The sequence below is a fragment of the Flavobacterium sp. ACN6 genome (assembly GCF_002304005.1).
Taxonomy (GTDB): Bacteria; Bacteroidota; Bacteroidia; order Flavobacteriales; family Flavobacteriaceae; genus Flavobacterium.
The window spans coordinates 87,780-110,347 of the sequence record NZ_MRCQ01000008.1 but is presented as its reverse complement, the minus strand read 5'-3'; the positions used below and the strand labels follow the sequence as shown (position 1 = coordinate 110,347).

Sequence of the window (22,568 nt, the reverse complement as noted above, 5' to 3'; positions counted from 1 at the left end):
AAAGGCAAAAGTACAACAATCACATTTATTTAAATCTTTTTTTTACGTACTTTTACGTAAAAATTTGTTAAAATAAACGTTAACTATGAATAAAATTCAAATTTCAATCGATTGCAAATATTATTTTGTGATTTTGACAGTCTTATTCTCAAGTTATTCTATCGCACAACAAAAATATGTCATAGACAACAGTAATCATTTCTGGGAAAAAGTTCAATTTGGCGGCGGATTAGGTTTAGGAATTGGTTCTGGTTACACAGACATTTCTGTTATGCCAAGTGCTATTTACAATGTTAACGAAATTGTTGCCGTTGGTGTTGGTTTACAATTTGGTTACTTAAACTCAAGAGATTATTATGAATCGTATGTTTATGGAGGTAGTTTAATTGGACTTGTAAATCCTATTCCTGAACTTCAATTGTCTGCAGAATTGGAGCAGGTGAGAGTAGATACAAGATACGATTCTAATATTAACAGACCTGCTTTCTCTGATAGTTATTGGAATACTGCTTTGTATCTTGGTGCAGGTTACAGAACTGGAAATGTAACTATTGGTGCTCGTTATGATGTTTTATACAATCCCAATAAAAGCCTTTACGGATCTGGATTTATGCCTTTTGTGAGGGTTTATTTCTAAGTTCCTGAGGTTCTAAGATTCGAAGGTTAAAATTATTTGAAGTTTATATTTACTTATTTAAACAAATGGAATCGAATTGCACAATGAAATAAATAAGTTTTAGGAGTAAATAATTTTCAATTTGTTGGCTATTATTCGTAAGTATAAATTGTTACATACATGCCATCATCAACTTTTATAAGATATCCGTCAGTGTCATAAAAATATTTATACGATTGTGATTTTTGTACTACATCATTATCTATCATAGTTTGATTAATTATATGCAAATATGGATTTGGTAATGTTTGTCCAAGGATAGATGAAAATGTAGTGGCAATTTTATAATATGGTTCGTTATTATAAATTCCAGCTTTTGTACTGTCGTATTTTGTTACGATAATCCTTCCAGTTGGTACTTCTCCAGTGGCAGGAATGACATCAAATCTGGTTTCCTTTACTACCTGATCTGTATATTCGAAAGAGGATGCATTAAGATTCCCTTTTCGGCTAATAACTCTGCCTTGAGCGTCGTAAGTATACAGAGTTAGATAGCCATCCATTAACACACTTGTAATTAATCCGTTTTCATACGTGTAAGGTGTATTTTTATTAACAACATTGCCATCACTATCATATTCATACGAAAATTCTATTCCAGACGAGCCCAGTGAATTTGGTCCTTTTTGGATGTAAATCTGTATTAGTTGACCTGCATCATTATAGGTATAGGTTCTAATATCTCCCTTCGGAGTATTTGTATTAAGCTGGTCTTCAACTGTAGAATATAAATTGTCTGTTAATGAATAATCAGAAGCTTCATCAATTTTATATTTGTCCTTATCAAATTGAATGGATTTAATTACGCGTTTGGCGGTCGCAGTAGTTTTTCCTGTAGTTGAATTTTTATTGATATTTTTTATTGCAGGTCTAAGCAAAGCAGATTGAGGAATTGTTGCTTTTGGTTGTGCGATTTGCGTAGTTATTGTAATAGTTTGTCCTTTACTGTCTGTAATGGTAAATGTATGATCTCCCGCACCTAAAGCAGTTTGGGAAGGTGTTATAGTATATGGAGGTGTTCCTCCTGTTGGAGTTATTGTAACGGCACCATCACTGCTACCATAAATTGTTACGTCAACTTTTGTGGCTGTTACAGTTAGTGGAGGCGTTTCAGTTGGCGTTTCAGGATTTTCTGGAGTTAGAGGTGTTTCTTCTGATGAACAAGCAGATGAAATTAGTAAAATCGTTAAAGAAATAAATAGTAGAATTTTTTTCATAGGATTTGGAGTTTGTCCTACAAATATTATAATTATTTCTGGAATAAATAATAAACTATTTTAAATTTAGAGTCTTTATCTATAATAATTCCGAAACCAAACCTTTTGCCATTCTCTTTTTAAAATTAAAAAGGCAACTTGTTCAGCCAGAATGACTAAATCTGAGCCATCGAGTTTTTTAATGTCATTTTCGGGAACATCAATAATGTAAAGGAGATTCAGGTATTCAGCAAATTTGTACTGAATCATGCGGTAGATTTTTTCGTGAAGCTGAATCTTCAATTCGTCGGGAGAAATGCTTAATGGAAAATCAATTCCTTCATTCGCCAGATTAAAATCTTTATTCATCTGCTCAATCAGGCTTAAATATAAAGTCTCTGCCTGCGCTTGATCTAAAAGTGCTTCTGTACTAATTGGTGCTACAAACATGAGATTTTAGATATTAGATTGTTGATTTTAGATTTTACTGAAAACTGACACTGAAAACTGATTACTAAACCTTACGTCCCATTAAATTTTCGCCGAAAGTTCTTAGGACTTTTTTCTTTTCAGCATTGATTTCCATTTTTTCTAAAGTTTCAAAAGCTCTAAAAGTATACATTTCGATTGCTTCTTGTGTTGCTTTTGAAGCTCCAGATTTGTTAAAAATAGACTTCGCAGTTTCGATTTTTTCTAAATTATCTTCTAATTGTAAACTGAATAATTGTTCTAATGCTGCGGCTTTTTCGTCAGCAGAAAATTCTAAAGCTTTTAGGTATAAATAGGTTTTTTTGTTTTCAATAATATCACCTCCAACTTGTTTTCCGAAGGTTTCAGGATCACCAAAAGCATCTAGATAATCATCTTGTAATTGGAAAGCGAGTCCTAAATTCAATCCGAAATCGTAGATTAAATCGGCTTCTTTTTCAGAAGTTTTAGCAACAATAGCACCCATTTTCATGGCGGCGGCAACTAAAACAGCTGTTTTGTATTCGATCATTTTTAGATATTCGGGAATCGTTACGTCTTTGCGGGTTTCAAAATCTACGTCCCATTGTTGTCCTTCACAGACTTCAAGAGCAGTTTTGCTGAATAACTTGGCTAAATTTCTAAAAATAATGGGTTCATATTGCTCAAAATATTGATAAGCCAAGATCAGCATGGCATCGCCAGAAAGTATTCCAGTGTTTAAATTCCATTTTTCATGCACGGTAATTTGTCCTCTTCGCAAAGGCGCATCATCCATAATGTCGTCATGTACCAATGAAAAGTTATGAAAAACTTCAACGGCCATTGCAGCAGGAAGTGCAGCAGTATAATCAGTATCAAAAACTTCCGCAGCCATCAAAGTTAAAACAGGACGAATGCGTTTTCCGCCAAGCCCTAATATATATTCAATAGGTTCGTAAAGATTTATAGGTTCTTTATGTATGTCTTGTTTCTTTAGATAATCAATAAAAAAATCCTGGTACTGACTTATATCGTGCATAAAATGAAATTCTGATTTATGAGCTTCAAAGATACAATTCCATTATGAATTTTTGCTTTCTAAATTTTAATTGCTGCGAAAACATTAAAAATCAAATTAAAAAAGGCTTAAAATGAATTTGTTAAAATTTTTTAGAAAAAACTTGGAAACTTTTTTGGTATTTACAGTTTCCTGTCTATATTTGCAGCGTTAAGCGGAAACTCAAAACACTATAAAAGTTTCCATTCGAGTTTTGAAAAATTAATAAACTCATTTAAATCAGTTATTTATGAAAACAACATGGACTTTAGATTCTACTCAATCAGATGTTTTAATTAAAATGAGACATTCGATAATCGCTTATTTGGGAGGAACAACAAACAAATTTGGTGGTTATGTGAGTCTTGAAGATAATGAAATAGAAGATGCGTCGGTTGAATTTTCACTGGATATTAATAATAAAACAGAAAGCTTTCAGCAAATTGATACCAATTTACAGCTGCAAGACTTTTTTGATGTAGACGAACATCCAATAATAAGTTTTAAATCAACTTCATTTCAAAAAATAAATAACAACATTAATTTCTTTAAAGGAGATTTAACCATAAAAGATGTGACTCGAGTTGTAGAACTTGATGCAGAGTTTATTGGAGTGAACACTTATAACGGAGAAAGAAAAGTTGCTTTTGAAATTAAAGGTGATATTAAACGTCAGGATTTTGGTTTAGATTATAATTCTTTTCACCACAATGGCGGTTTAGCTCTTGGAAAAGATATTAAGCTAATCGCAAATCTTGAATTTAGCATATAAATCTTACATAAAAAATAATTTAATGTAAAATTATTACAAAAATAATGGAAACTATTTTTTTAGATTTTAGTTTCCGAGTTATATTTGTAAGGCAATTGAGAAAATTAAAATGAAAGAGAAAATTATAGCAAAAGCAAGTGAGCTTTTTTTAAAGCTTGGTTTTAAGAGTGTTACAATGGACGATATTGCAGGTGAAATGTGTATTTCAAAAAAAACGATCTATAAATATTTCTGTAATAAAGAAGTTTTGGTTGAAGAAAGCACTTCGATGGTCCACAGACAAGTTCATGAAATTATGGATACCATTGTAGCTAAAGATTATAATGCGATCCATGAGAATTTTGAAATTAGAGAGATGTTTCGTGATATGTTTAAAAACAATATGGATACATCACCTCTTTACCAGTTGAAAAAACACTACCCTGAAATTTATCAAAACATATTGTCGCACGAAGTAGATCAATGCACACAATGTTTCAGGGATAATATTGAAAAGGGAATCCAAGAAGGACTTTACAGAGCCGATCTGAATATAGAGACTTATGTAAAATTTTATTACACATTGATTTTTCACATTAATGAAAATACAGTCTCTGAAAGTGAAGCACAACGAATAGAATTAGAAGCATTAGAATACCACACTCGTGCAATGGCAACAGAAAAAGGAGTGGAAGAACTAGAGAAACAACTTAAGAAAATTACAGCATAATCATCAATCCATAATAAAGGTGATTTTTAATCATCAATAAATAAATATTTAACTACATATGAAACGAATAGTTCTTATAGTTTTGTGCACAATTGGCTTGTCTGTCAACGCACAAGTAACCACTTTAACCTTAAAAGACGCCGTTAGCTATGCGCTTGTAAACAAAGCCGATGCTAAAAAAGCAAAACTTCAGGTTGAAAACAGCGAATACAAAATTCAGGAAGTGCGTTCGAGAGCGTTACCTCAGATTTCTGCAAATGGAAACCTAACATACAATCCAATTATTCAGACTACTGTTATTGATGGAGCAGGATTTGGTGCGCCGGGAACTACAATTCAGGCGGCATTTGGACAAACATGGACTTCTACTGCAGGACTTTCTTTAACTCAGGCGATTTTTGATCAATCTGTTTTTACAGGTTTAAAAGCGGCAAAATCTACTCGTGAATTTTATCAAATAAACGACCAGTTAACAGAAGAACAGGTTATTGAAAGAGTTGCAAATAACTACTATTCAGTTTATGTACAAAAAGAAAGACTTACTTTATTAGACAGCAATTACGTAAACACAACAAAAGTTCGTGATATCGTACAAGGTCAGTTTGATAATGGTTTGGCTAAAAAAATTGACTTAGATCGTATTATCGTAAAAATGTCAAACATTGATACGGAACGTCAGCAGATTAAAAACCAAATTACATTACAAGAAAATGCTTTGAAGTTTTACATGGGAATGCCTATTGAAACTCAAATCGACATGCCAAAAGAAGAATTTGAAGTTGTTCCAGCTTCTTTAACAGAGGAACCAAATATCGAAAACAGAACAGAATATCTGCTTTTGAAAAAACAAGAAGAGCTTTTGGTATATAACAAGAAAGCGATTGCAGCAGCATATTATCCAACACTTTCATTAACTGCAGGATATAATTATATTGGTCAAGGCCCTGAATTCCCTTGGTTCGCAAAACCTTCTTCGGGAGTTTATTGGTCAGATTACTCAGGAATTGGATTGAATTTACATGTGCCAATTTTTACAGGTTTCGGAACTCGTGCAAGAGTAAGACAGGCTGATGTAGAAATCAGATCACTTCAGGAAGATATTAAAGACACCAAACTTTCTCTTGATTTAGATTACAGAAATGCAATGGCACAAATCGAGAATAACTTGGTGACTATCGAGAACCAAAAAGAAAACATGCGTCTGGCAACTGAAATTCTGAGCAATACCAAAAACAATTACCTTCAAGGTTTAGCATCTTTAACCGATTTATTAGACGCTGAAAACGCATCACTTGAAGCTCAAAACAATTATACAAGAGCAGTTTTAAATTATAAAATTGCCGAAATATCTCTAATTAAATCGAAAGGCCAACTTAAATCTCTTATTAAATAACTAATTACAATGAAGAAAATTATTATAACAATCGTAATCATAGCCGTAGCATTTGCTGGGATTAGCTACATCTTAAATAAAAATAAGGCTGAAAACGAAGGTAAAACTGCTGTCGTAGCCGAAAAAAATGCTGCAATATCTGTAAAAGTGGCAACAGTTAAAACAGAAGATGTAAATCTTGCTTTTACTGCAAATGGAAACTTTGTGCCAATTCAAGAACTTACTTTCTCTGCAGAAAAATCTGGAAAAGTAATTAGTGTTTTAGCTAAAGAAGGAGATTATGTAAGAGTAGGTCAAACATTATTAACAGTAAGAGGAGATGTTATTAATGTAAATGCACAACAAGCTCAGGCAGTTTACCAAAATGCAAAATCTGATTACAGCAGATACGAAAATGCTTTTAAAACCGGCGGTGTTACAAAACAACAATTAGATCAGGCAAAATTAGCTTTGACAAACGCTCAGTCTAGTTTGACTCAAGCCAATATTAATGTTGGAGATACTAAAGTAAAAGCTCCAATTAACGGATATATTAATAAAAAATATATTGAGCCGGGATCTATTTTAGCTGGAATGCCTGCAACTGCTTTGTTTGATATTGTAAATGTTTCTAAATTAAAATTAACAGTTACAGTAAACGAAAGCCAAGTAGCAAGTTTAAAATTAGGAAGTACAGTAGATATTGCTGCAAGTGTTTATCCTGATAAAAATTTCACAGGAAAAATTACGTTCATCGCTGCAAAAGCAGATGCTTCTTTAAACTTCCCAGTTGAAATTGAAATCACAAACAATGCTAACAACGACCTAAAAGCAGGTATGTACGGAACTGCAACTTTTGGTTCAAACAATCAAAAACAAAGTTTAAAAGTTGTTCCTAGAAATGCATTTGTTGGAAGTGTGAGCACTAACGAAATTTTCGTAGTTGAAAATAACGTAGCAAAATTGAAAAAAGTGGTTGCTGGAAGAATCTTAGGGGATAAAGTTGAAATTATCAATGGATTGAATGACGGAGATACTGTAATCATTACAGGACAAATCAACTTACAAGACGGAAATACAGTAGAAATTATTAAGTAAGCTTTAAGCTATAGGCAATAAGCAATAAGCTTTTTAAAAGCCTAAAGCCTAGAGCCTAAAAACAAAATATGAAATTAAACCTTAAAGCTTAAAGCCTACAGCCTAAAGCCTATAGCATTAAAAAAATATGAAATTAGCCGAAATATCCATAAAACGTCCGTCGTTAGTAATTGTATTGTTTACAATTCTGATTCTAGGTGGATTGTTCAGTTACAGCCAGTTAGGTTACGAGCTGATCCCAAAATTTGAAACCAACGTTATTACGGTTTCAACTGTTTATCCAGGAGCTTCTCCAAGTGAGGTTGAAAATACCGTTACAAAGAAAATTGAGGATGCGATTGCATCTTTGGAAAATATCAAGAAAATTGACTCGAAATCTTATGAGAGTTTATCTGTAGTATCGATCACATTACTTTCTACTGCCAATGTAGATATTTCGATGAACGATGCGCAGCGTAAAATCAACGCGATTTTGAGTGATTTGCCAGATGATGCTGATCCGCCGTCTTTGACTAAATTCTCTTTGAGTGATTTACCAATTATGACGCTTGGTGCGAATGGTAGAATGGACGAAGCTGAATTTTACGATTTGATCGATAAAAAGATTGCTCCAGTTTTATCTCGTGTACAAGGTGTGGCACAGGTAAATATTATCGGTGGTCAGGAACGTGAGATTCAGGTAAATCTTGACGCTGTTAAAATGCAGGGTTACGGACTTTCTGTTCCTCAGGTACAACAGACTATTTTGACTTCGAATCTGGATTTCCCAACGGGTAACATCCAAACTCGTAACCAAAAAATATTAATTCGTTTAGCGGGTAAATATAAAAATGTTAATGAATTAAGAAACTTAGTAGTTTCTTCTCAAGACGGAATTCAAGTTCGTTTAGGAGATATTGCTGATGTTCAGGATACACAAAAAATCGCGGAGAAAATTGCGCGTGTTGACCAAAAAAGTGCAATTGTACTTCAAATTGTAAAACAATCAGATGCAAATGCCGTTGCGGTAAGTGAGCAGTTGATTAAAACAATTAAAACATTAGAGAGTGATTACAAATCTTCTCAATTGAAATTAGATGTTGCAAAAGACAGTACCGTATTTACCCTTGAAGCAGCAGATTCTGTTGTACACGATTTATTAATTGCTGTAGTTTTGGTAGCATTTGTAATGTTGTTTTTCTTGCACAGCATTAGAAACTCATTGATCGTAATGGTATCTATTCCTGCCTCTTTGATTGCTACATTTATCGGAATCTATTTATTAGGTTACACGCTTAACTTAATGAGTTTACTTGGTTTATCTCTTGTTGTTGGTATTCTTGTGGATGATGCCATTGTTGTATTGGAGAATATTTACCGACACATGGAGATGGGTAAGAGCAAAATTCGTGCTTCTTATGATGGAACTGCCGAAATTGGTGGTACAGTAACTTCGATTACTTTAGTAATTGTGGTGGTGTTCTTACCGATTGCAATGAGTACCGGATTGGTATCAAACATTATTACACAATTCTGTGTTACGGTAATTATATCAACATTGTTCTCATTATTAGCTTCATTTACTATTATTCCATGGTTGTCTTCACGTTTTGGAAAATTAGAACATCTGGAAGGTAAAAATGCTTTCGAAAAAGTGATCCTTGGATTTGAAAGCTATTTAACTCGTTTCACAGACTGGATTTCAAACTTATTAAACTGGTGTTTAGATCACTATATTAAAACTATTGTAGTTGTATTAGTTATGTTCTTTGGATCGATCTTCTGGTTAATGGGAGGTGGTTATATTGGAGGAGAGTTCTTCGCATCATCTGATAGTGGTGAATTCTTAGTACAAATTGAGATGCCAAAAGATGCTTCATTAGAGCAGACTAACTTTATGACGCAAAAAGCAGAAGCTTTCTTAAAAGGAGAGAAATATGTTTTCAGCCAAATTACAACTGTAGGACAAACGAGTGAAGGTTTAGGTGCGGCGCAGGCAACTGCTTACAAAGCAGAGATCGACGTTAAAATGATCGAACAAAAAGATCGTACAGACGATGCCAACGTTTACGCAGCTAAAACAAAACGTAAACTGGAAAAAATATTAGTTGGTGCAAAAGTTAAAACGGTTCCTGTAGGTATCTTAGGAACAGCAGAAGATGCAACTTTAGGTTTGATTGTAACAGGTCCAAACGTAGAAAGTGCCATGAAATTTGCAAAATTAGCTGAAGCTGAATTACGTACAATTCCTGGAACAACTGAGATTAAATTAACAGTTGAAGACGGAAACCCAGAGATTAACGTTCAAGTTGACAGAGATAAAATGGCTGCTTTAGGATTAACACTTCAAACGGTTGGTTTAACAATGCAGACAGCTTATAGTGGTAATACTGACGGTAAATTTAGAGCTGGTGAATACGAATACGACATCAACATCAAATACAATGAATTTGATAGAAAAAACATTACCGATGTTAGTAATTTGATTTTTGTAAATAACTCAGGTCAGCAAATTAAATTAAATCAATTCGCAACAATTACAGAAGGTTCTGGACCAAGTAAATTAGAGCGTAGAGATAAAACAGCTTCTGTAACTGTGCAAGGTCAGAACGTTGGGGTGCCAGCAGGAACAATTGTTACACAATGGCAGGAAAAATTAGATAAACTACAAAAACCAGTTGGAGTTAACTACATCTGGGGTGGTGACCAAGAAAACCAATCAGAAGGATTTGGTACATTAGGAATCGCATTATTAGCCGCTATTATCTTGGTTTACCTTGTAATGGTAGGTCTATATGACAGTTTCGTTCACCCGTTTGTAGTTTTATTTGCTATTCCGCTTTCGTTCATTGGGGTTTTATTTGCACTAGCATTGACAAACAATACTTTAAACATCTTTACCATTTTAGGGGTCATCATGTTGATTGGTCTGGTGTGTAAGAATGCGATTATGCTTGTCGATTATACGAATCAGCGAAGAGCTGCCGGAGAATCGATCAGAACAGCATTAATTCAGGCAAACCACGCACGTTTACGTCCGATCTTGATGACCACAATTGCGATGGTATTTGGTATGTTCCCAATTGCATTAGCAGCAGGAGCAGGAGCAGAATGGAAAAACGGATTGGCTTGGGTAATTATTGGAGGTTTGATTTCGTCATTATTCCTAACCTTGATCGTAGTTCCTGTAATCTATGATATTATGGAGAAAATTATCCGTAAGTTCTCTAAAGGAGAAAAAATCGATTACGAAGCTGAAATGGTTGCTGATTATGAGCACAAAGAATTAAGCGAAGACGGTTTCAATCCGAAACATAACCACTAAGAGTTTTAATTTTCAATAGTGAAGTTCCAAAGTCCGAATTTGGAATTTCAAAATAAAAAATCCCAGATTCCTTTCAATTGGAATTTGGGATTTTTTTATTGATTCTTTATAATTAAGCAAAAATATTTCACGCAGATTTAGAAGATTAAATTAAAAAAATCTGCGTTTATCTGCTTAAATCTATATTAAATCTGCGTGCAAAAACTTCAGGCAATTTTAATTTTTCAATAAAAAACTCCAGATTCCTTTCAATTCGAATTTGGGATTTTTTTATTGTTAGTTTAAAAATATGTTTATTTGCATCATCTTACTAAACTACTATGCTACAAAAAGATAAATCTGCTGCAATTGGTTTTATTTTCATAACCATGTTAATTGATATAACGGGATGGGGAATTATTATTCCGGTAATTCCGAAATTAATCGAAGAATTAATTCACGGTGATATCAGCGAGGCAGCAAAAATTGGCGGCTGGCTGACTTTCGCGTATGCGATAACCCAGTTTGTTTTTGCTCCTGTAATTGGAAATTTGAGTGATAAATTCGGAAGAAGACCGATAATCTTGATTTCGCTTTTTGGATTTTCATTGGATTATATTTTATTAGCTTTTTCACCAACAATTGTCTGGCTTTTTATAGGAAGAATTATTGCTGGAGTTACCGGTGCTAGTATTACAACTGCTTCTGCTTATATTGCCGATGTAAGTACAGCTGAAAACAGAGCTAAAAACTTCGGATTAATTGGCGCTGCTTTCGGACTAGGATTTATTATCGGACCCGTTATTGGAGGTTTGTTAGGACAATACGGATCTAGAGTTCCTTTCTATGCGGCAGCTGTTTTATGTATGGTAAATTTCCTTTACGGATTTTTTATTTTACCTGAATCCCTTAAAAAAGAAAACAGAAGAGATTTTAACTGGAAACGAGCCAATCCGATTGGAGCAATTATCGGATTAAAAAAATATCCCACTTTGATTGGATTAATTGCTGCTATATTTTTCTTATATGTTGGTTCTCATGCCGTGCAAAGCAATTGGAGTTTTTTCACGATTTACCAATTTAATTGGGACGAAAGAATGATCGGGATTTCGTTAGGAATTATTGGTTTATTAGTTGGAGTTGTACAAGGTGGATTAGTTCGATTCATTAATCCAAAAATAGGAAACGAAAAAAGCATTTATATAGGTCTGGCTTTATACACAATCGGAATGCTCTTGTTTGCTTTTGCAACAGAAAGCTGGATGATGTTTGTGTTTTTAATTCCCTACTGCCTTGGCGGAATAGCCGGCCCAGCCTTACAATCTGTTGTGGCTAGTAAAGTAGAACCAAGCGAGCAGGGAGAAATTCAGGGAACTTTAACCAGTTTAATGAGTGCTTCATCAATTATTGGCCCGCCTATGATGGCAAATACATTTTACTTTTTCACACACAGCGATGCGCCGTTTAAATTTGCTGGAGCACCGTTTGTTTTGGGAGGATTATTAATGTTGTTGAGTACAGTTGTTGCTTATTTTTCGTTGAAAAAACATACGGTTTCAAAAGCAGAAATGGATAAACCAAAAATAGAATAATAAAAAGTCTTCCATATGAAGACTTTTTTGTTGAATTGGAATTTTTAAAAGTGGAATTTTCTATTTAAGATACAAATAGTGATTAAAATAATCAATTATAGCTTTTCCTTCCAACAAAACATCAGCTCCAATAATTCCATGAACAGGCTTTGATTTAAAAGATTCTAAGGCTTCATTCACATGTGAAAGATCAAAAATTACGATGCTGAAATCTTTGTTTTTCCAAGAACCTAACTGCAATTTATTTTGAGACGAAATCTGCGTTTTCATTCCAGTTCCGCCGGCTCCAGATGCTTTGGTTTTTGAGTTTTTCGCCGCCAACTCAAAACGTTCAATACTTTCAAAACCTACACACGTATTGGATGCACCAGTGTCTAAAATAAAATTTCCAGAAATACCGTTTATTTTGGCTTTTATCTGTAAATGCTGCGTTTTAGTGATTTTGAATTTTATTTTTTTGTAATTCTCTGTTTTGAGAATTTCGTGAAGATTTTCCATTCCAAATATGATTGAAAATCAAAAATAAGCCAATTATAACCAAAAAACTAACGATGTAGAAGATATAATTTGTTGCTTTTTTTATCTTTTCAAATGCTTTCAATAATAAATAAAATAAAAAATTCCCTGCTTTTACGGGAAACCACAAGCGAATCCAGATTTTTAATTCTAATTTCGATTTTTCTTTTAAAGAATTAGCCCAAAAACAATCTAACCTAACCGAATGATTTCAATGAAAAAAATTACATTGTTTCTTTTTATCATTTTTTCTCAAACCATTTTTAGTGCTTCCAAGATTACGGAGACAGAAAAACTTACTGCTACTTGTAAAGTCTGGGGATTCTTAAAATATTATCATCCCAAAGCCGCTATTGCAGGAATCAATTGGGATAATCAACTTTTAGAAAAATTACCAAAAATAGAAAAAGCCCAAACCAAAGAAGAGTTTTCCTTAATTCTGGAAAATTGGATTGATAATCTTGGACCAATAAAAGAAATAGCACCAATTCCTGCACCAAAAGATGTAGTGTTTTTTGATAAAAATTTCGATTTAAGCTGGTTCAATAATAAGTTGTTTTCTAAAAAACTTTCGAAGAAATTAAAATTTATTGAAGAGAATAGATTTCAAACTGAAGAAGAATTTGGACAAGGTTTTGATAGTTTTAAAAGCATAAAGAATTATTTTGATCTTGATTACACAAATAAACATTACAGAATCTTAATGTTGTTTGCTTACTGGAATTTGATAGAATATTATTTTCCGTATAAATATGTAATGGATCAGAAATGGGATCTGAGTTTGGAACAGTCATTACCATCTATAGCTGATGCTAAAAATGAAGGCGATTTTTATATTGCATTAAAAAAACTGACTTCTAAACTTAATGATAGTCATGTCGAAAGTCCAATTTATGGTACTAAAGCATCAAATTATTTTCCGGCGACAGGTAAAATAATAGATGATAAATTAGTTATCACAGAGATTTTGGGTGATAGTCTGGCTGTGGCAGATAATATTAAAATCGGTGCAGTAATTACTAAAGTAAATGGTAAAACGATAAAAGAATTTGCAGCAGAAAATCGAGATTTGATTTGTGCTTCAAACGAAGCGAAGTATTTAGATAAATTGGTTTCTCTGATTTTAAGCAGCAATTCTGAAACTGTTACAGTAGAATTTTTAAAAGATGGAAAGTACGAAACAAAATCAATGATCTGGTCTGACTATCATGATTCCCATCGAAATGAATTTAAAAAAGGAGCTATAAAACCTAAGGAAAAGTTTAAACTTTTAAACGATAATATTGGCTATGTCGATATGGGCGCTATAAAACCCAGAAATATTCCAGACATGATTGAAGCTTTAAAATCTACTAAAGCAATTGTTTTTGATATGAGAAATTATCCTAATCAAACCTATAATTTAATTTCAGATTTTTTAAATGCTCATAACGAAAAATTTGCCATTTACACATACCCTTATCCAAATTATCCTGGAAAATATATATGGAAAGAAGGAACATCATCTGGAATTGAAAATAAAGATAATTACAAAGGCAAAGTAATTGTTTTACTCAATGAAGATTCTATGAGTCAGGCAGAATGGACAGCGATGTGTTTTCAAACAGCAGGAAATACAACAATCGTAGGAAGTCAGACAGCAGGAACAGACGGAAATGCAATTGATATTGATTTCAAAAAATTTCATACTAGATATACCGGAATGGGCGTTTATTATCCTGACGGACGAGAAACGCAAAGAATTGGCATCATTCCTGATATTGAAATAAAACCAACCATAAAAGGAATTCAGGAAGGAAAAGATGAGGTATTAGAACGTGCTTTATTATTTGTTGAAACTGGAAAATAAATAAATTATGTCGCCTGAGCGATCCCGAAACTTCGGGAGAACGACACAAAAGCAAATCGAAAAGAATTGGGGGCTTTTCTTTGCTGGACTTCTCCCGAAAACTCGGGATCGCTCAGTCTGACAAAATATAGATTTAGTATAACCTTTGTTAAAGTTTGAAACTTTGACAAAGGTTTTTTTCGTTCTGTTAGAAGCCAATTGCTATTCTTTTAATATTGTCGTAATTTTGACAACTTTAAAATTATAGCCTTGAATTTGAAACCTATTATAACAGATACACACACACATTTATATTCTGAAGAATTTGATCAGGATCGTGACGACATGATACAGCGCGCTATTGATGCCGGAGTAACGCGTTTTTTTATTCCTGCAATCGATGCAGCGGCGACACAGTCAATGTACGATTTAGAAAAAAATTATCCTGAAAATGTATTCCTGATGATGGGGCTGCATCCCACTTACGTGAAAGATAATTATCGGGAAGAGTTGGCGCATGTTGAAACCGAATTATCCAAAAGAAAATTCTACGCTGTCGGCGAAATCGGTATCGATTTATATTGGGATAAAACACATTTAAAAGAACAGCAGATCGCTTTTAAAAGACAAATTCAGCTGGCAAAACAATACAAATTACCAATTGTAATTCATTGTCGTGAAGCTTTTGATGAGATCTTTGCAGTTCTCGAAGAAGAAAAATCTGAAGATTTGTTTGGGATTTTTCATTGTTTTTCCGGAACTTTAATACAAGCACAGCAGGCCATTTCCTATAATATGAAATTAGGAATTGGAGGCGTGGTAACATTTAAGAACGGAAAAATCGATCAGTTTTTAAATCAGATTGATTTAAAACATATTGTTTTGGAGACAGATTCGCCTTATTTAGCGCCAATTCCGTACAGAGGAAAACGAAATGAAAGCAGTTATTTGGTCAATGTAATTTCTAAACTGGCAGGGCTATATGATGTTTCTGAAGAAGAGATCGCAGCAGTCACAACTCAAAACTCCAAAGACGTTTTTGGGATTTAATGTATTCGTTACTTTAATGTAATTTTTTTTTTGTTCTTTTGCCCACTTAAAATCAATATAAATAATGCAGAAATTTGATGCCATTCGACCGTTTTATGATTCCGAAATAAATGAAGCACTTCATGATGTTGTAAATCATCCGATGATGAAAACAATGATGAACTTTACTTTTCCGGAAGTAGAAGATGAGGTTTGGAAGGATCAATTAAGAAAAACACATTCGATTCGTGATTTTCAATGCAACTTTATTTACAATACTATACAAAAGGTTTTGGAGAAAAGCTCTGAAGGTTTAACAACTTCAGGTTTTGAGAAACTAGAAAAAAACACTTCTTATTTGTTTATCTCCAATCATAGAGATATTCTTTTAGATACAACACTATTAAACGTTTGTCTTTTCGAACATGGTTTGGTAATGACAGCATCTGCAATTGGTGATAATTTGGTTAAAAAAGCTTTCTTGGCAACTTTAGCAAAATTGAATAGAAACTTTTTGGTTTTAAGAGGATTAACACCTCGAGAAATGCTTCAAAGTTCAAAATTATTAGCCGAATATATGGGGCAGTTACTGCTTCGCGAAAATCGTTCGGTTTGGATTGCACAAAGAGAAGGAAGGACAAAAGACGGAAACGACGAAACCAATCCAGGAGTTTTAAAAATGATTGGAATGGGATCTGATGAGAAAAATCTAATGGATTATTTTAAGAAATTAAAAATTGTTCCAGTTTCGATTTCGTACGAATATGATCCGACTGATGTTTTGAAAATGCCGCAATTAATGGCAGAAGCAAATAACGAAGTTTACGTAAAAGATAAAAACGAAGATTTCATGACCATTTTAAGTGGTATCATGGGAACTAAAAAAAGAATCCATATTTCTGTTGGAGATGTTTTGGATACAGAAATCGATCAGATTGTGGCTGAAAATGACAATGGGAATAAACAAGTTCTGGCTCTGGCACAAACTATTGACGATGTTATTTTGAAAAACTACCAATTATGGCCGACTAATTTTATTGCGTACGATATTTTGAACGGAACAGATAAATTTGCGCACAAATACAAAGAGAGCGAAAAATCACTTTTTGAGCGTCGTTTAGAAATGCGTATCGGAAGCGATAATCCTGTTACAAGACAAGGGTTTTTAGCGATGTATGCTAATCCAGTTGTGAATAAATTGAAATACCAAGATGTCATCTAAAGCTAAAATACTGTTGATTTATACCGGAGGAACCATCGGTATGAGCAAAGACTTTGAAACTGGAGCGCTTAAAGCATTCAATTTTGGTAAATTAATACAGAAGATTCCAGAAATTAAACAATTGGACTGTGAAATCGAATCTATTTCATTCGAACATCCAATTGATTCTTCTAATATGAATCCCGAAATGTGGACAAAAATTGCCACAATTATCGAGGAAAATTATACTGCTTATGACGGATTTGTAGTGCTTCACGGCTCAGATACGATGTCATATTCAGCTTCCGCATTGAGCTTTATGCTCGAGAATTTGTCTAAACCAGTTGTATTTACAGGTTCTCAGCTTCCAATTGGGGATTTGCGTACCGATGCAAAAGAAAACCTGATTACAGCGATTCAGATTGCTTCACTTCAAGAAAATGGAAAGCCGGTTATTACAGAAGTTTGTTTGTATTTTGAATACAAATTATATCGTGGCAACCGAACATCGAAAGTAAATGCAGAACATTTTAGAGCTTTTACAGCACCAAATTATCCTGAACTTGTAGAATCTGGTGTTCATTTAAAATTAAACAGACATTTATTTCTTCCCATAAATAAAAACGCTGATTTGATCGTTCACAAAAACCTGAACAATCACGTAGCCATAATAAAAATGTTTCCTGGAATGAGTGAAGTGGTATTGGCATCAATTCTTTCTATTCCAGATTTACGAGGCATTGTTTTAGAAACGTACGGTTCTGGAAATGCACCAACTGAGGATTGGTTTTTAAGTTTAATCAAAAAAGCAATTGACTCGGGTTTGTATATTGTAAACGTAACACAATGCTCCGGCGGAAGCGTAAACATGGGACAATACGAAACGAGTACGGCCTTGAAATCTCTTGGAGTTATATCAGGAAAAGACATTACTACAGAAGCAGCTATTACAAAACTAATGTATCTGCTTGGACATAATATTCCACAAAACGAGTTTAAAGCTATTTTTGAGACTGCTTTGCGCGGGGAGATATCTTAAAATTAAATTACAATATTTTAAATTCCAAATTCCAATTTTTGCGCTTTGCTTAGTTTGGAATTTGGAATTTTTATTTTTGAAACTTTCCTTCAAACATTCCCCCATTTTTGTCATTTCGACGTAAGGAGAAATCTCCGCAAGAAACTCGACAAAGATTGGCTCTTTTGAATACGGAATTACTAGTGTGATCCTTCCTTCGTCAGGATGACAAGAATAATTGGAATTTGGAATTTTTAAATTGGAATTTCCATTCCTAAAATTTAATTTTTAGAATTCTGATAAGGAACAGGACAAGTTTCCAAATCTTCTGAAACTTTATGGTTTTTGTAATACACATACACAATTACAGAAATAATACAGATAATTCCTTGAAGGGCAACGGTATGACGAGTTCCGATAAAGTGAGAAACATAACCAATAATCAAACTTCCCACAGGAATCATTCCCTGATACGCCATCATGTAATAGCTGATACTTCTAGAACGCATATTCACTGTGCTTTGAGTCTGAATGTATATGTTTATAGAAGAAGTTTGTCCCATCATTCCAACGCCGCTCAACGTCATACAGATTAAAGCAATGGTTAAATTACTTGAAAGAGCTAAAATTATAATGCTGAAACCAAGAAGTAAACTTGCTGCGATCATCAATTTATTCATATTCTCAGCCGATTTTAAATTAGCCAGATAAATGGCAGAAAGAACAGAGCCAATTCCCGCAGCACTTTCAAACCAGCTGAAAGTCTGCGCGTTTCCGCTGAAAATATCTTTTGCAAAAACCGGCATTAAAGTATTAAAAGAAATTACAAATAAACTACTGCAAGTAAGCATAAGAAGCATTCTTGCCATTTCGGTTTCTTTTTTTACATAATCCAGACCTTCTACAAGATCGTCCAGCATATTTAGTTTGTTTTCGGCTTTAATGTGTGGCGTAATTTTCATCATTAACAATGAAATTAGAACGGGAACGTAACTAACGAAATTTCCAATAAAACAAATGTCTTCTCCATATTGATGCAGAATAATTCCCGCAAGCGCTGGACCTGCAATACGCGCAAAGTTGTTCATTGTAGAATTAAGCGCAACTGCATTTGGAAGATCTTCTCTTTTGTCAACAATATCAATCATCATGGTTTGACGGCAAGTCATATCAAAAGCATTGATAATTCCTTGAATCAGACTCAATGCCAGAATAAAGTTGATATTGTAAATTTTAAGATAAATAAGCAAAGCTAAACTTCCTGCCTGAAGCATTGCAAGAGACTGCAGTACGATCATGGCGCGGTGTCTGTCGTAACGCCCAATAATACTTCCTGCCAAAGGAGCTAAAAACAGGGACGGAATCATACTTAAGAAGGTTGCTAATCCCAAAAGGAAAACAGATCCTGTTATGCTGTAAACCATCCAGCTTACGGCTGTTTTCTGCATCCAGGTCCCAATAACAGATACGGACTGTCCGTAAAAGAATAACTTGAAATTTTTTGATTTTAACGCTTTAAACATAATCTTAAATATTTAATACAAAGGTCGGGATTATGATTTCATTAGAAAAATTAATAATTTTACTGATAATAAGTAGTTAAACTTATCGATATGGAAATTTATCAACTCGAATATTTTATTAAAACAGCTGAAATTTTGCACTTTACAAAAGCTGCCGAATTGTGCTTTGTAACGCAGTCGGGTCTGTCGCAGCAAATAAAAAAATTAGAAGAAGAACTCGGAATGCCTTTGTTTGTGAGACTTGGGAAAAAAGTCCAGCTTACAGAAGCTGGCTCTGTCTTTTTAATCCACGCCAAGCAAGTCATCGAAAATGTGCAAAGCGGTAAACAAGCCATAGATGATTTGAACCAAATGATTGGCGGTGAATTACGAATTGGTGTAACCTATATTTTTGGGCTTTTGGTTTTACCTATCGTTGATTTATTTGCCAAAACGTATCCGCATTTGAAAATTGTTATCGAATATGGAACAACCGAACCTTTAGAACAAAAACTACTGAATAACGAATTAGATCTGGTTTTGGTTATTTCTTCAAACGAAATAGAACACCCTTTTCAAAAGGTGCCTTTATTTACATCAAAGCTAGTTTTGGCAGTTTCAAAAAATCATTCATTAGCGGCCTTAGACAAAATTGCTTTTAAAAAGATAGAAGATATGCCGCTTATTTTGCCCGTTAAAGGATTCAATTCAAGGGAATTTCTGGATGAATTGTTTTTAAAAAACAATATGAAACCCAAAGTTTCGATTGAGTTAAATGCTGTTCACGCCTTATTACGTTTGGTTGGCGACAGCGATTATTGGGCTACAATTGTTACAGGGAAAGCATTAAAGGGCTGGGATAATATTAAAGCAATTGATATTACAGGTGTTACCACCAAACGAGATTCGTTTATGTTAACGATAGAAGGAGCTTACCAAAAAAAGGCTGTAAAATTGTTTATGGAAGAATTTAGAAAAAGTATGTAAAAAGAAGTTTTCTACAATTTGCACGAATTCATTCGAATTGTAGCTAATTTTTTGAGAATAAGAAAATTAGTGAAGATTAGTGAAATTCGTGGCAAAAATATTTTCTAACTCAGTTTTTTTTTGTGTTCTTTGCAGACCAAAATAGAGAGGTGTCCGAGTGGTTGAAGGAGCTAGCCTGGAAAGCTAGTATATGGGTAACTGTATCGAGGGTTCGAATCCCTTCCTCTCTGCAAGAGAAAAAATGCTCCCGTACAAGGGAGCATTTTTGTTTTCTATTTATTTTAATTAAGATACTTTCCCAAAACAGGATCTTTATCTGGAGCATGATATCCCATTATTATTTTGTCTTTGAATGCTTTTTTTGAAATCACAACAAGCTGACTGCTGATGTAATTTCCGGTTGGGGAAAATGTTAATTGATAAATGACATCGTTCTTGTCCCAAATAAAATTCTCGGGATAGGTAAGAGTGTAATCATCCAGAACATCATCTTTTACCTTTTTGGTTTCGTTGGGAAGTTTCTCAAGCAGAAGTTTTTGCGATTTGTCCGTTTCATCATACGGATTATCTTCACTTTTAACTATTTCGGTTGGCGTGCCCAGCTTTTTTTTCAGTACATCTAAAAGTGCTATGCTTTGATCGTTTTTGACATTTATTCTCATAAATGCAATTTTGTTTTCATAAACAGTTAATGCTGTACCCATAACATCATTTATCGGGATTCCGCCATAGTTAAGCTGTGCTGTATTCTTTTCGCCCATAAACACATAACTTGTAGAGAGTTCTCCTTTGTCTACTAATTTCAAACTGGCATCTTCTCCGTTAACTACTGCCTCATAATGCCCTTTTTGTTCTGTTTTGGAAGAAAAAGAAAGGCCGTCAAGATAGGTTTCTGCATTTTGGCTAAAGTCTATAGTAGATAAATCTTGTGATTTTGAAGAACAGCTCATCAGTAGTATTAAATTTAATGAAATTAAAATTTTGTTTTTCATAGTTAAAGTTCTTAATTCAGGATAAAATTTTACTGCTATTGGAAACGTGATTTGTAGGTCTGCGTTTTACACACTAAGCAAGATAAAAAATTGTTTGCAATAAAAAAACTACAAAGTTTAAAACTATAATTGTTGATTCTCTTATTTAAAACACGTAATAATTAAAAAAATAAACTCTAAATTAGTATAACAATCTTATCTAAAGAGTATGAAATCAATATTATGCGCCTTTGTTTTGACTTTATTATTGTCTTCTTGTGCTTCATTTTCGAATAGAATGGTAAACAAAAACAAATCATCATTATCAGAAAATGATTTAGTAAAGCTGGAGGGAACTTATGTGCTTTTTCCTGATGCGAAATATGATAATAAAGGGAATCTGCAAACAATAGATTCAGAAAAGCCTGAAACAACACACAGCCTGAATTATTTTGTAAAATCGGATAGGTTAAGATATGATTATTCAGATTCTTATCGTGTTGAGGTTAAGTTGTTGGATAAAAACCGACTCCAATTTGTTACCAAAAAAGAGGATTCAATAATTGAGAATGTTGAACTGGGAGGAAAATTGAAAAATGGACTCTTTTATCTGGATAATACATACTTGAAACGTCATGGTGTTCCTTATCTTGCTGGCGGCTATGACAATTATAAAACCAGAATTGGACTTTCTAAAGACAATGGACTTTTAGTAAATTATGCTTTTGATAATTCTGGTGCTTTATTATTTATGTTTTGGGCTGGATCTACTTATAATTTAGGCTATCATTATAAACGTATTGAAAAATAATGAGTCAATATAAATACCATTTTCGTCCGGGCTATCAATCGACAGAACTTTTGATAGATATTTTCAGCGGTGCTGAAAGTGAAAATTTCAATTCAGATTTTTTAAATACAATTCGAGAGCTGAAACCTAAAATGATCGATATTTTGGATTTATGGATGAATGATGAAGTTTTGATGACTTATGATTCTGAAATAGGGAAATTTACGCTTTCGAAAGATATCTGGGGTTTTGCTTTTGTAATGGCTGAGAATAATCAAGAAGGTCTGGTTCAGATTAATTCGATTTTAGAAAAAGCAGCGTTGTTTGAGAAAGTTGAGGTTGATTTTGAAAAGTATAAATAAAACGAAAAGTTCTAATCTAGCCCCGATAGAAGCGATATCCTTTTGTGGCGGTCCCGAGACTTCGGGAGCCATAAAAGATATAGCGGATAGCGGGACTAAAGTTGTAATGAAAATCAACACTTCTGCTTCTCAAAACAGAAAAATTATAAATGTATAGTT

General features: G+C 33.6%; 20 protein-coding genes and 1 tRNA gene. 15 read left to right on the top strand and 6 right to left on the bottom strand.

Going from position 1 to position 22,568, the window contains the following annotated elements; genetic code table 11:
• Positions 1 to 85 precede the first annotated feature (85 nt).
• Positions 86 to 637 (top strand): hypothetical protein, encoded by a 552-nt coding sequence (locus BSF42_RS13805; protein ID WP_095953672.1) that lies wholly within the window; start codon positions 86 to 88, stop codon positions 635 to 637.
• Between the two features lie 131 nt (positions 638 to 768).
• Here BSF42_RS13805 and BSF42_RS13800 read toward each other — a convergent pair whose 3' ends face one another.
• The 3 genes from BSF42_RS13800 to BSF42_RS13790 all read right to left on the bottom strand — a co-directional run bounded on the left by BSF42_RS13800 (position 769) and on the right by BSF42_RS13790 (position 3,361).
• Positions 769 to 1,893, bottom strand: a complete 1,125-nt coding sequence (locus BSF42_RS13800; protein WP_095953671.1) for a SprB repeat-containing protein — start codon at positions 1,891 to 1,893, stop codon at positions 769 to 771.
• Between the two features lie 75 nt (positions 1,894 to 1,968).
• Positions 1,969 to 2,322, bottom strand: coding sequence for a hypothetical protein (locus BSF42_RS13795; RefSeq protein ID WP_095953670.1), 354 nt, complete (start codon positions 2,320 to 2,322; stop codon positions 1,969 to 1,971).
• 64 nt (positions 2,323 to 2,386) lie between these two features.
• Positions 2,387 to 3,361, bottom strand: coding sequence for a polyprenyl synthetase family protein (locus BSF42_RS13790; protein ID WP_095953669.1), 975 nt, complete (start codon positions 3,359 to 3,361; stop codon positions 2,387 to 2,389).
• Positions 3,362 to 3,629: 268 nt separating this feature from the next.
• Between BSF42_RS13790 and BSF42_RS13785 the strand changes: the two genes are divergently transcribed.
• From BSF42_RS13785 to BSF42_RS13760, 6 genes are all read left to right on the top strand, one after another.
• On the top strand, positions 3,630 to 4,151 hold the full coding sequence (locus BSF42_RS13785; protein ID WP_095953668.1) for a YceI family protein: 522 nt from the start codon (positions 3,630 to 3,632) through the stop codon (positions 4,149 to 4,151).
• A 109-nt stretch (positions 4,152 to 4,260) separates the two neighbouring features.
• Positions 4,261 to 4,860: a TetR/AcrR family transcriptional regulator gene (locus tag BSF42_RS13780; RefSeq protein WP_095953667.1), complete on the top strand. Its 600-nt coding sequence runs from the start codon at positions 4,261 to 4,263 to the stop codon at positions 4,858 to 4,860.
• A gap of 58 nt (positions 4,861 to 4,918) precedes the next feature.
• A complete protein-coding gene (locus BSF42_RS13775) occupies positions 4,919 to 6,253 on the top strand; it encodes a TolC family protein (RefSeq protein WP_095953666.1) in 1,335 nt (444 codons plus the stop codon).
• Between the two features lie 9 nt (positions 6,254 to 6,262).
• Positions 6,263 to 7,330 (top strand): efflux RND transporter periplasmic adaptor subunit, encoded by a 1,068-nt coding sequence (locus tag BSF42_RS13770; RefSeq protein WP_095953665.1) that lies wholly within the window; start codon positions 6,263 to 6,265, stop codon positions 7,328 to 7,330.
• A gap of 127 nt (positions 7,331 to 7,457) precedes the next feature.
• Positions 7,458 to 10,634: an efflux RND transporter permease subunit gene (locus BSF42_RS13765; protein WP_095953664.1), complete on the top strand. Its 3,177-nt coding sequence runs from the start codon at positions 7,458 to 7,460 to the stop codon at positions 10,632 to 10,634.
• Between the two features lie 320 nt (positions 10,635 to 10,954).
• The gene (locus BSF42_RS13760; RefSeq protein ID WP_095953663.1) at positions 10,955 to 12,205 is read left to right on the top strand and encodes a TCR/Tet family MFS transporter; all 1,251 of its coding nucleotides are present in this window, start codon (positions 10,955 to 10,957) and stop codon (positions 12,203 to 12,205) included.
• A 60-nt stretch (positions 12,206 to 12,265) separates the two neighbouring features.
• On the opposite strand, the gene BSF42_RS13755 is transcribed toward BSF42_RS13760, so the two are convergent.
• Positions 12,266 to 12,703 carry a retropepsin-like aspartic protease gene (locus BSF42_RS13755; protein WP_095953662.1) on the bottom strand — a complete coding sequence of 146 codons (438 nt, stop codon included), beginning with the start codon at positions 12,701 to 12,703 and terminating at the stop codon, positions 12,266 to 12,268.
• A 232-nt stretch (positions 12,704 to 12,935) separates the two neighbouring features.
• Here BSF42_RS13755 and BSF42_RS13750 point away from each other — a divergent pair, with 232 nt between their 5' ends.
• The 4 genes from BSF42_RS13750 to BSF42_RS13735 all read left to right on the top strand — a co-directional run bounded on the left by BSF42_RS13750 (position 12,936) and on the right by BSF42_RS13735 (position 17,818).
• On the top strand, positions 12,936 to 14,570 hold the full coding sequence (locus BSF42_RS13750) for a S41 family peptidase (RefSeq protein ID WP_095953803.1): 1,635 nt from the start codon (positions 12,936 to 12,938) through the stop codon (positions 14,568 to 14,570).
• 249 nt (positions 14,571 to 14,819) lie between these two features.
• Positions 14,820 to 15,599, top strand: a complete 780-nt coding sequence (locus tag BSF42_RS13745; protein WP_095953661.1) for a TatD family hydrolase — start codon at positions 14,820 to 14,822, stop codon at positions 15,597 to 15,599.
• Between the two features lie 64 nt (positions 15,600 to 15,663).
• On the top strand, positions 15,664 to 16,800 hold the full coding sequence (locus BSF42_RS13740; RefSeq protein ID WP_095953660.1) for a 1-acyl-sn-glycerol-3-phosphate acyltransferase: 1,137 nt from the start codon (positions 15,664 to 15,666) through the stop codon (positions 16,798 to 16,800).
• Positions 16,790 to 17,818, top strand: a complete 1,029-nt coding sequence (locus tag BSF42_RS13735) for an asparaginase (RefSeq protein WP_095953659.1) — start codon at positions 16,790 to 16,792, stop codon at positions 17,816 to 17,818. The genes BSF42_RS13740 and BSF42_RS13735 overlap by 11 nt, the downstream gene beginning before the upstream one ends.
• Before the next feature lie 260 nt (positions 17,819 to 18,078).
• Here BSF42_RS13735 and BSF42_RS13730 read toward each other — a convergent pair whose 3' ends face one another.
• Positions 18,079 to 19,320 carry an MFS transporter gene (locus tag BSF42_RS13730; RefSeq protein ID WP_095953658.1) on the bottom strand — a complete coding sequence of 414 codons (1,242 nt, stop codon included), beginning with the start codon at positions 19,318 to 19,320 and terminating at the stop codon, positions 18,079 to 18,081.
• A 90-nt stretch (positions 19,321 to 19,410) separates the two neighbouring features.
• Here BSF42_RS13730 and BSF42_RS13725 point away from each other — a divergent pair, with 90 nt between their 5' ends.
• Positions 19,411 to 20,286 (top strand): LysR substrate-binding domain-containing protein, encoded by an 876-nt coding sequence (locus BSF42_RS13725; protein WP_095953657.1) that lies wholly within the window; start codon positions 19,411 to 19,413, stop codon positions 20,284 to 20,286.
• A 143-nt stretch (positions 20,287 to 20,429) separates the two neighbouring features.
• A tRNA-Ser gene (locus tag BSF42_RS13720) sits at positions 20,430 to 20,516 on the top strand.
• Between the two features lie 51 nt (positions 20,517 to 20,567).
• On the opposite strand, the gene BSF42_RS13715 is transcribed toward BSF42_RS13720, so the two are convergent.
• Positions 20,568 to 21,278, bottom strand: a complete 711-nt coding sequence (locus BSF42_RS13715) for a hypothetical protein (RefSeq protein WP_095953656.1) — start codon at positions 21,276 to 21,278, stop codon at positions 20,568 to 20,570.
• A gap of 208 nt (positions 21,279 to 21,486) precedes the next feature.
• Here BSF42_RS13715 and BSF42_RS13710 point away from each other — a divergent pair, with 208 nt between their 5' ends.
• Both BSF42_RS13710 and BSF42_RS13705 read left to right on the top strand, forming a co-directional pair.
• The gene (locus BSF42_RS13710) at positions 21,487 to 22,068 is read left to right on the top strand and encodes a hypothetical protein (protein WP_141248456.1); all 582 of its coding nucleotides are present in this window, start codon (positions 21,487 to 21,489) and stop codon (positions 22,066 to 22,068) included.
• Positions 22,068 to 22,409: a hypothetical protein gene (locus BSF42_RS13705; RefSeq protein WP_095953654.1), complete on the top strand. Its 342-nt coding sequence runs from the start codon at positions 22,068 to 22,070 to the stop codon at positions 22,407 to 22,409. The genes BSF42_RS13710 and BSF42_RS13705 overlap by 1 nt, the downstream gene beginning before the upstream one ends.
• Positions 22,410 to 22,568: the final 159 nt, after the last annotated feature.

Excerpts from the sequence above, each read along its gene's own strand:
- BSF42_RS13805 (WP_095953672.1), top strand. The coding sequence starts at position 86 with ATGAATAAAATTCAAATTTCAATCGATTGCAAATATTATTTTGTGATT.
- BSF42_RS13800 (WP_095953671.1), bottom strand. The coding sequence starts at position 1,893 with ATGAAAAAAATTCTACTATTTATTTCTTTAACGATTTTACTAATTTCA.
- BSF42_RS13795 (WP_095953670.1), bottom strand. The coding sequence starts at position 2,322 with ATGTTTGTAGCACCAATTAGTACAGAAGCACTTTTAGATCAAGCGCAG.
- BSF42_RS13790 (WP_095953669.1), bottom strand. The coding sequence starts at position 3,361 with ATGCACGATATAAGTCAGTACCAGGATTTTTTTATTGATTATCTAAAG.
- BSF42_RS13785 (WP_095953668.1), top strand. The coding sequence starts at position 3,630 with ATGAAAACAACATGGACTTTAGATTCTACTCAATCAGATGTTTTAATT.
- BSF42_RS13780 (WP_095953667.1), top strand. The coding sequence starts at position 4,261 with ATGAAAGAGAAAATTATAGCAAAAGCAAGTGAGCTTTTTTTAAAGCTT.
- BSF42_RS13775 (WP_095953666.1), top strand. The coding sequence starts at position 4,919 with ATGAAACGAATAGTTCTTATAGTTTTGTGCACAATTGGCTTGTCTGTC.
- BSF42_RS13770 (WP_095953665.1), top strand. The coding sequence starts at position 6,263 with ATGAAGAAAATTATTATAACAATCGTAATCATAGCCGTAGCATTTGCT.
- BSF42_RS13765 (WP_095953664.1), top strand. The coding sequence starts at position 7,458 with ATGAAATTAGCCGAAATATCCATAAAACGTCCGTCGTTAGTAATTGTA.
- BSF42_RS13760 (WP_095953663.1), top strand. The coding sequence starts at position 10,955 with ATGCTACAAAAAGATAAATCTGCTGCAATTGGTTTTATTTTCATAACC.
- BSF42_RS13755 (WP_095953662.1), bottom strand. The coding sequence starts at position 12,703 with ATGGAAAATCTTCACGAAATTCTCAAAACAGAGAATTACAAAAAAATA.
- BSF42_RS13750 (WP_095953803.1), top strand. The coding sequence starts at position 12,936 with ATGAAAAAAATTACATTGTTTCTTTTTATCATTTTTTCTCAAACCATT.
- BSF42_RS13740 (WP_095953660.1), top strand. The coding sequence starts at position 15,664 with ATGCAGAAATTTGATGCCATTCGACCGTTTTATGATTCCGAAATAAAT.
- BSF42_RS13735 (WP_095953659.1), top strand. The coding sequence starts at position 16,790 with ATGTCATCTAAAGCTAAAATACTGTTGATTTATACCGGAGGAACCATC.
- BSF42_RS13730 (WP_095953658.1), bottom strand. The coding sequence starts at position 19,320 with ATGTTTAAAGCGTTAAAATCAAAAAATTTCAAGTTATTCTTTTACGGA.
- BSF42_RS13725 (WP_095953657.1), top strand. The coding sequence starts at position 19,411 with ATGGAAATTTATCAACTCGAATATTTTATTAAAACAGCTGAAATTTTG.
- BSF42_RS13715 (WP_095953656.1), bottom strand. The coding sequence starts at position 21,278 with ATGAAAAACAAAATTTTAATTTCATTAAATTTAATACTACTGATGAGC.
- BSF42_RS13710 (WP_141248456.1), top strand. The coding sequence starts at position 21,487 with ATGAAATCAATATTATGCGCCTTTGTTTTGACTTTATTATTGTCTTCT.
- BSF42_RS13705 (WP_095953654.1), top strand. The coding sequence starts at position 22,068 with ATGAGTCAATATAAATACCATTTTCGTCCGGGCTATCAATCGACAGAA.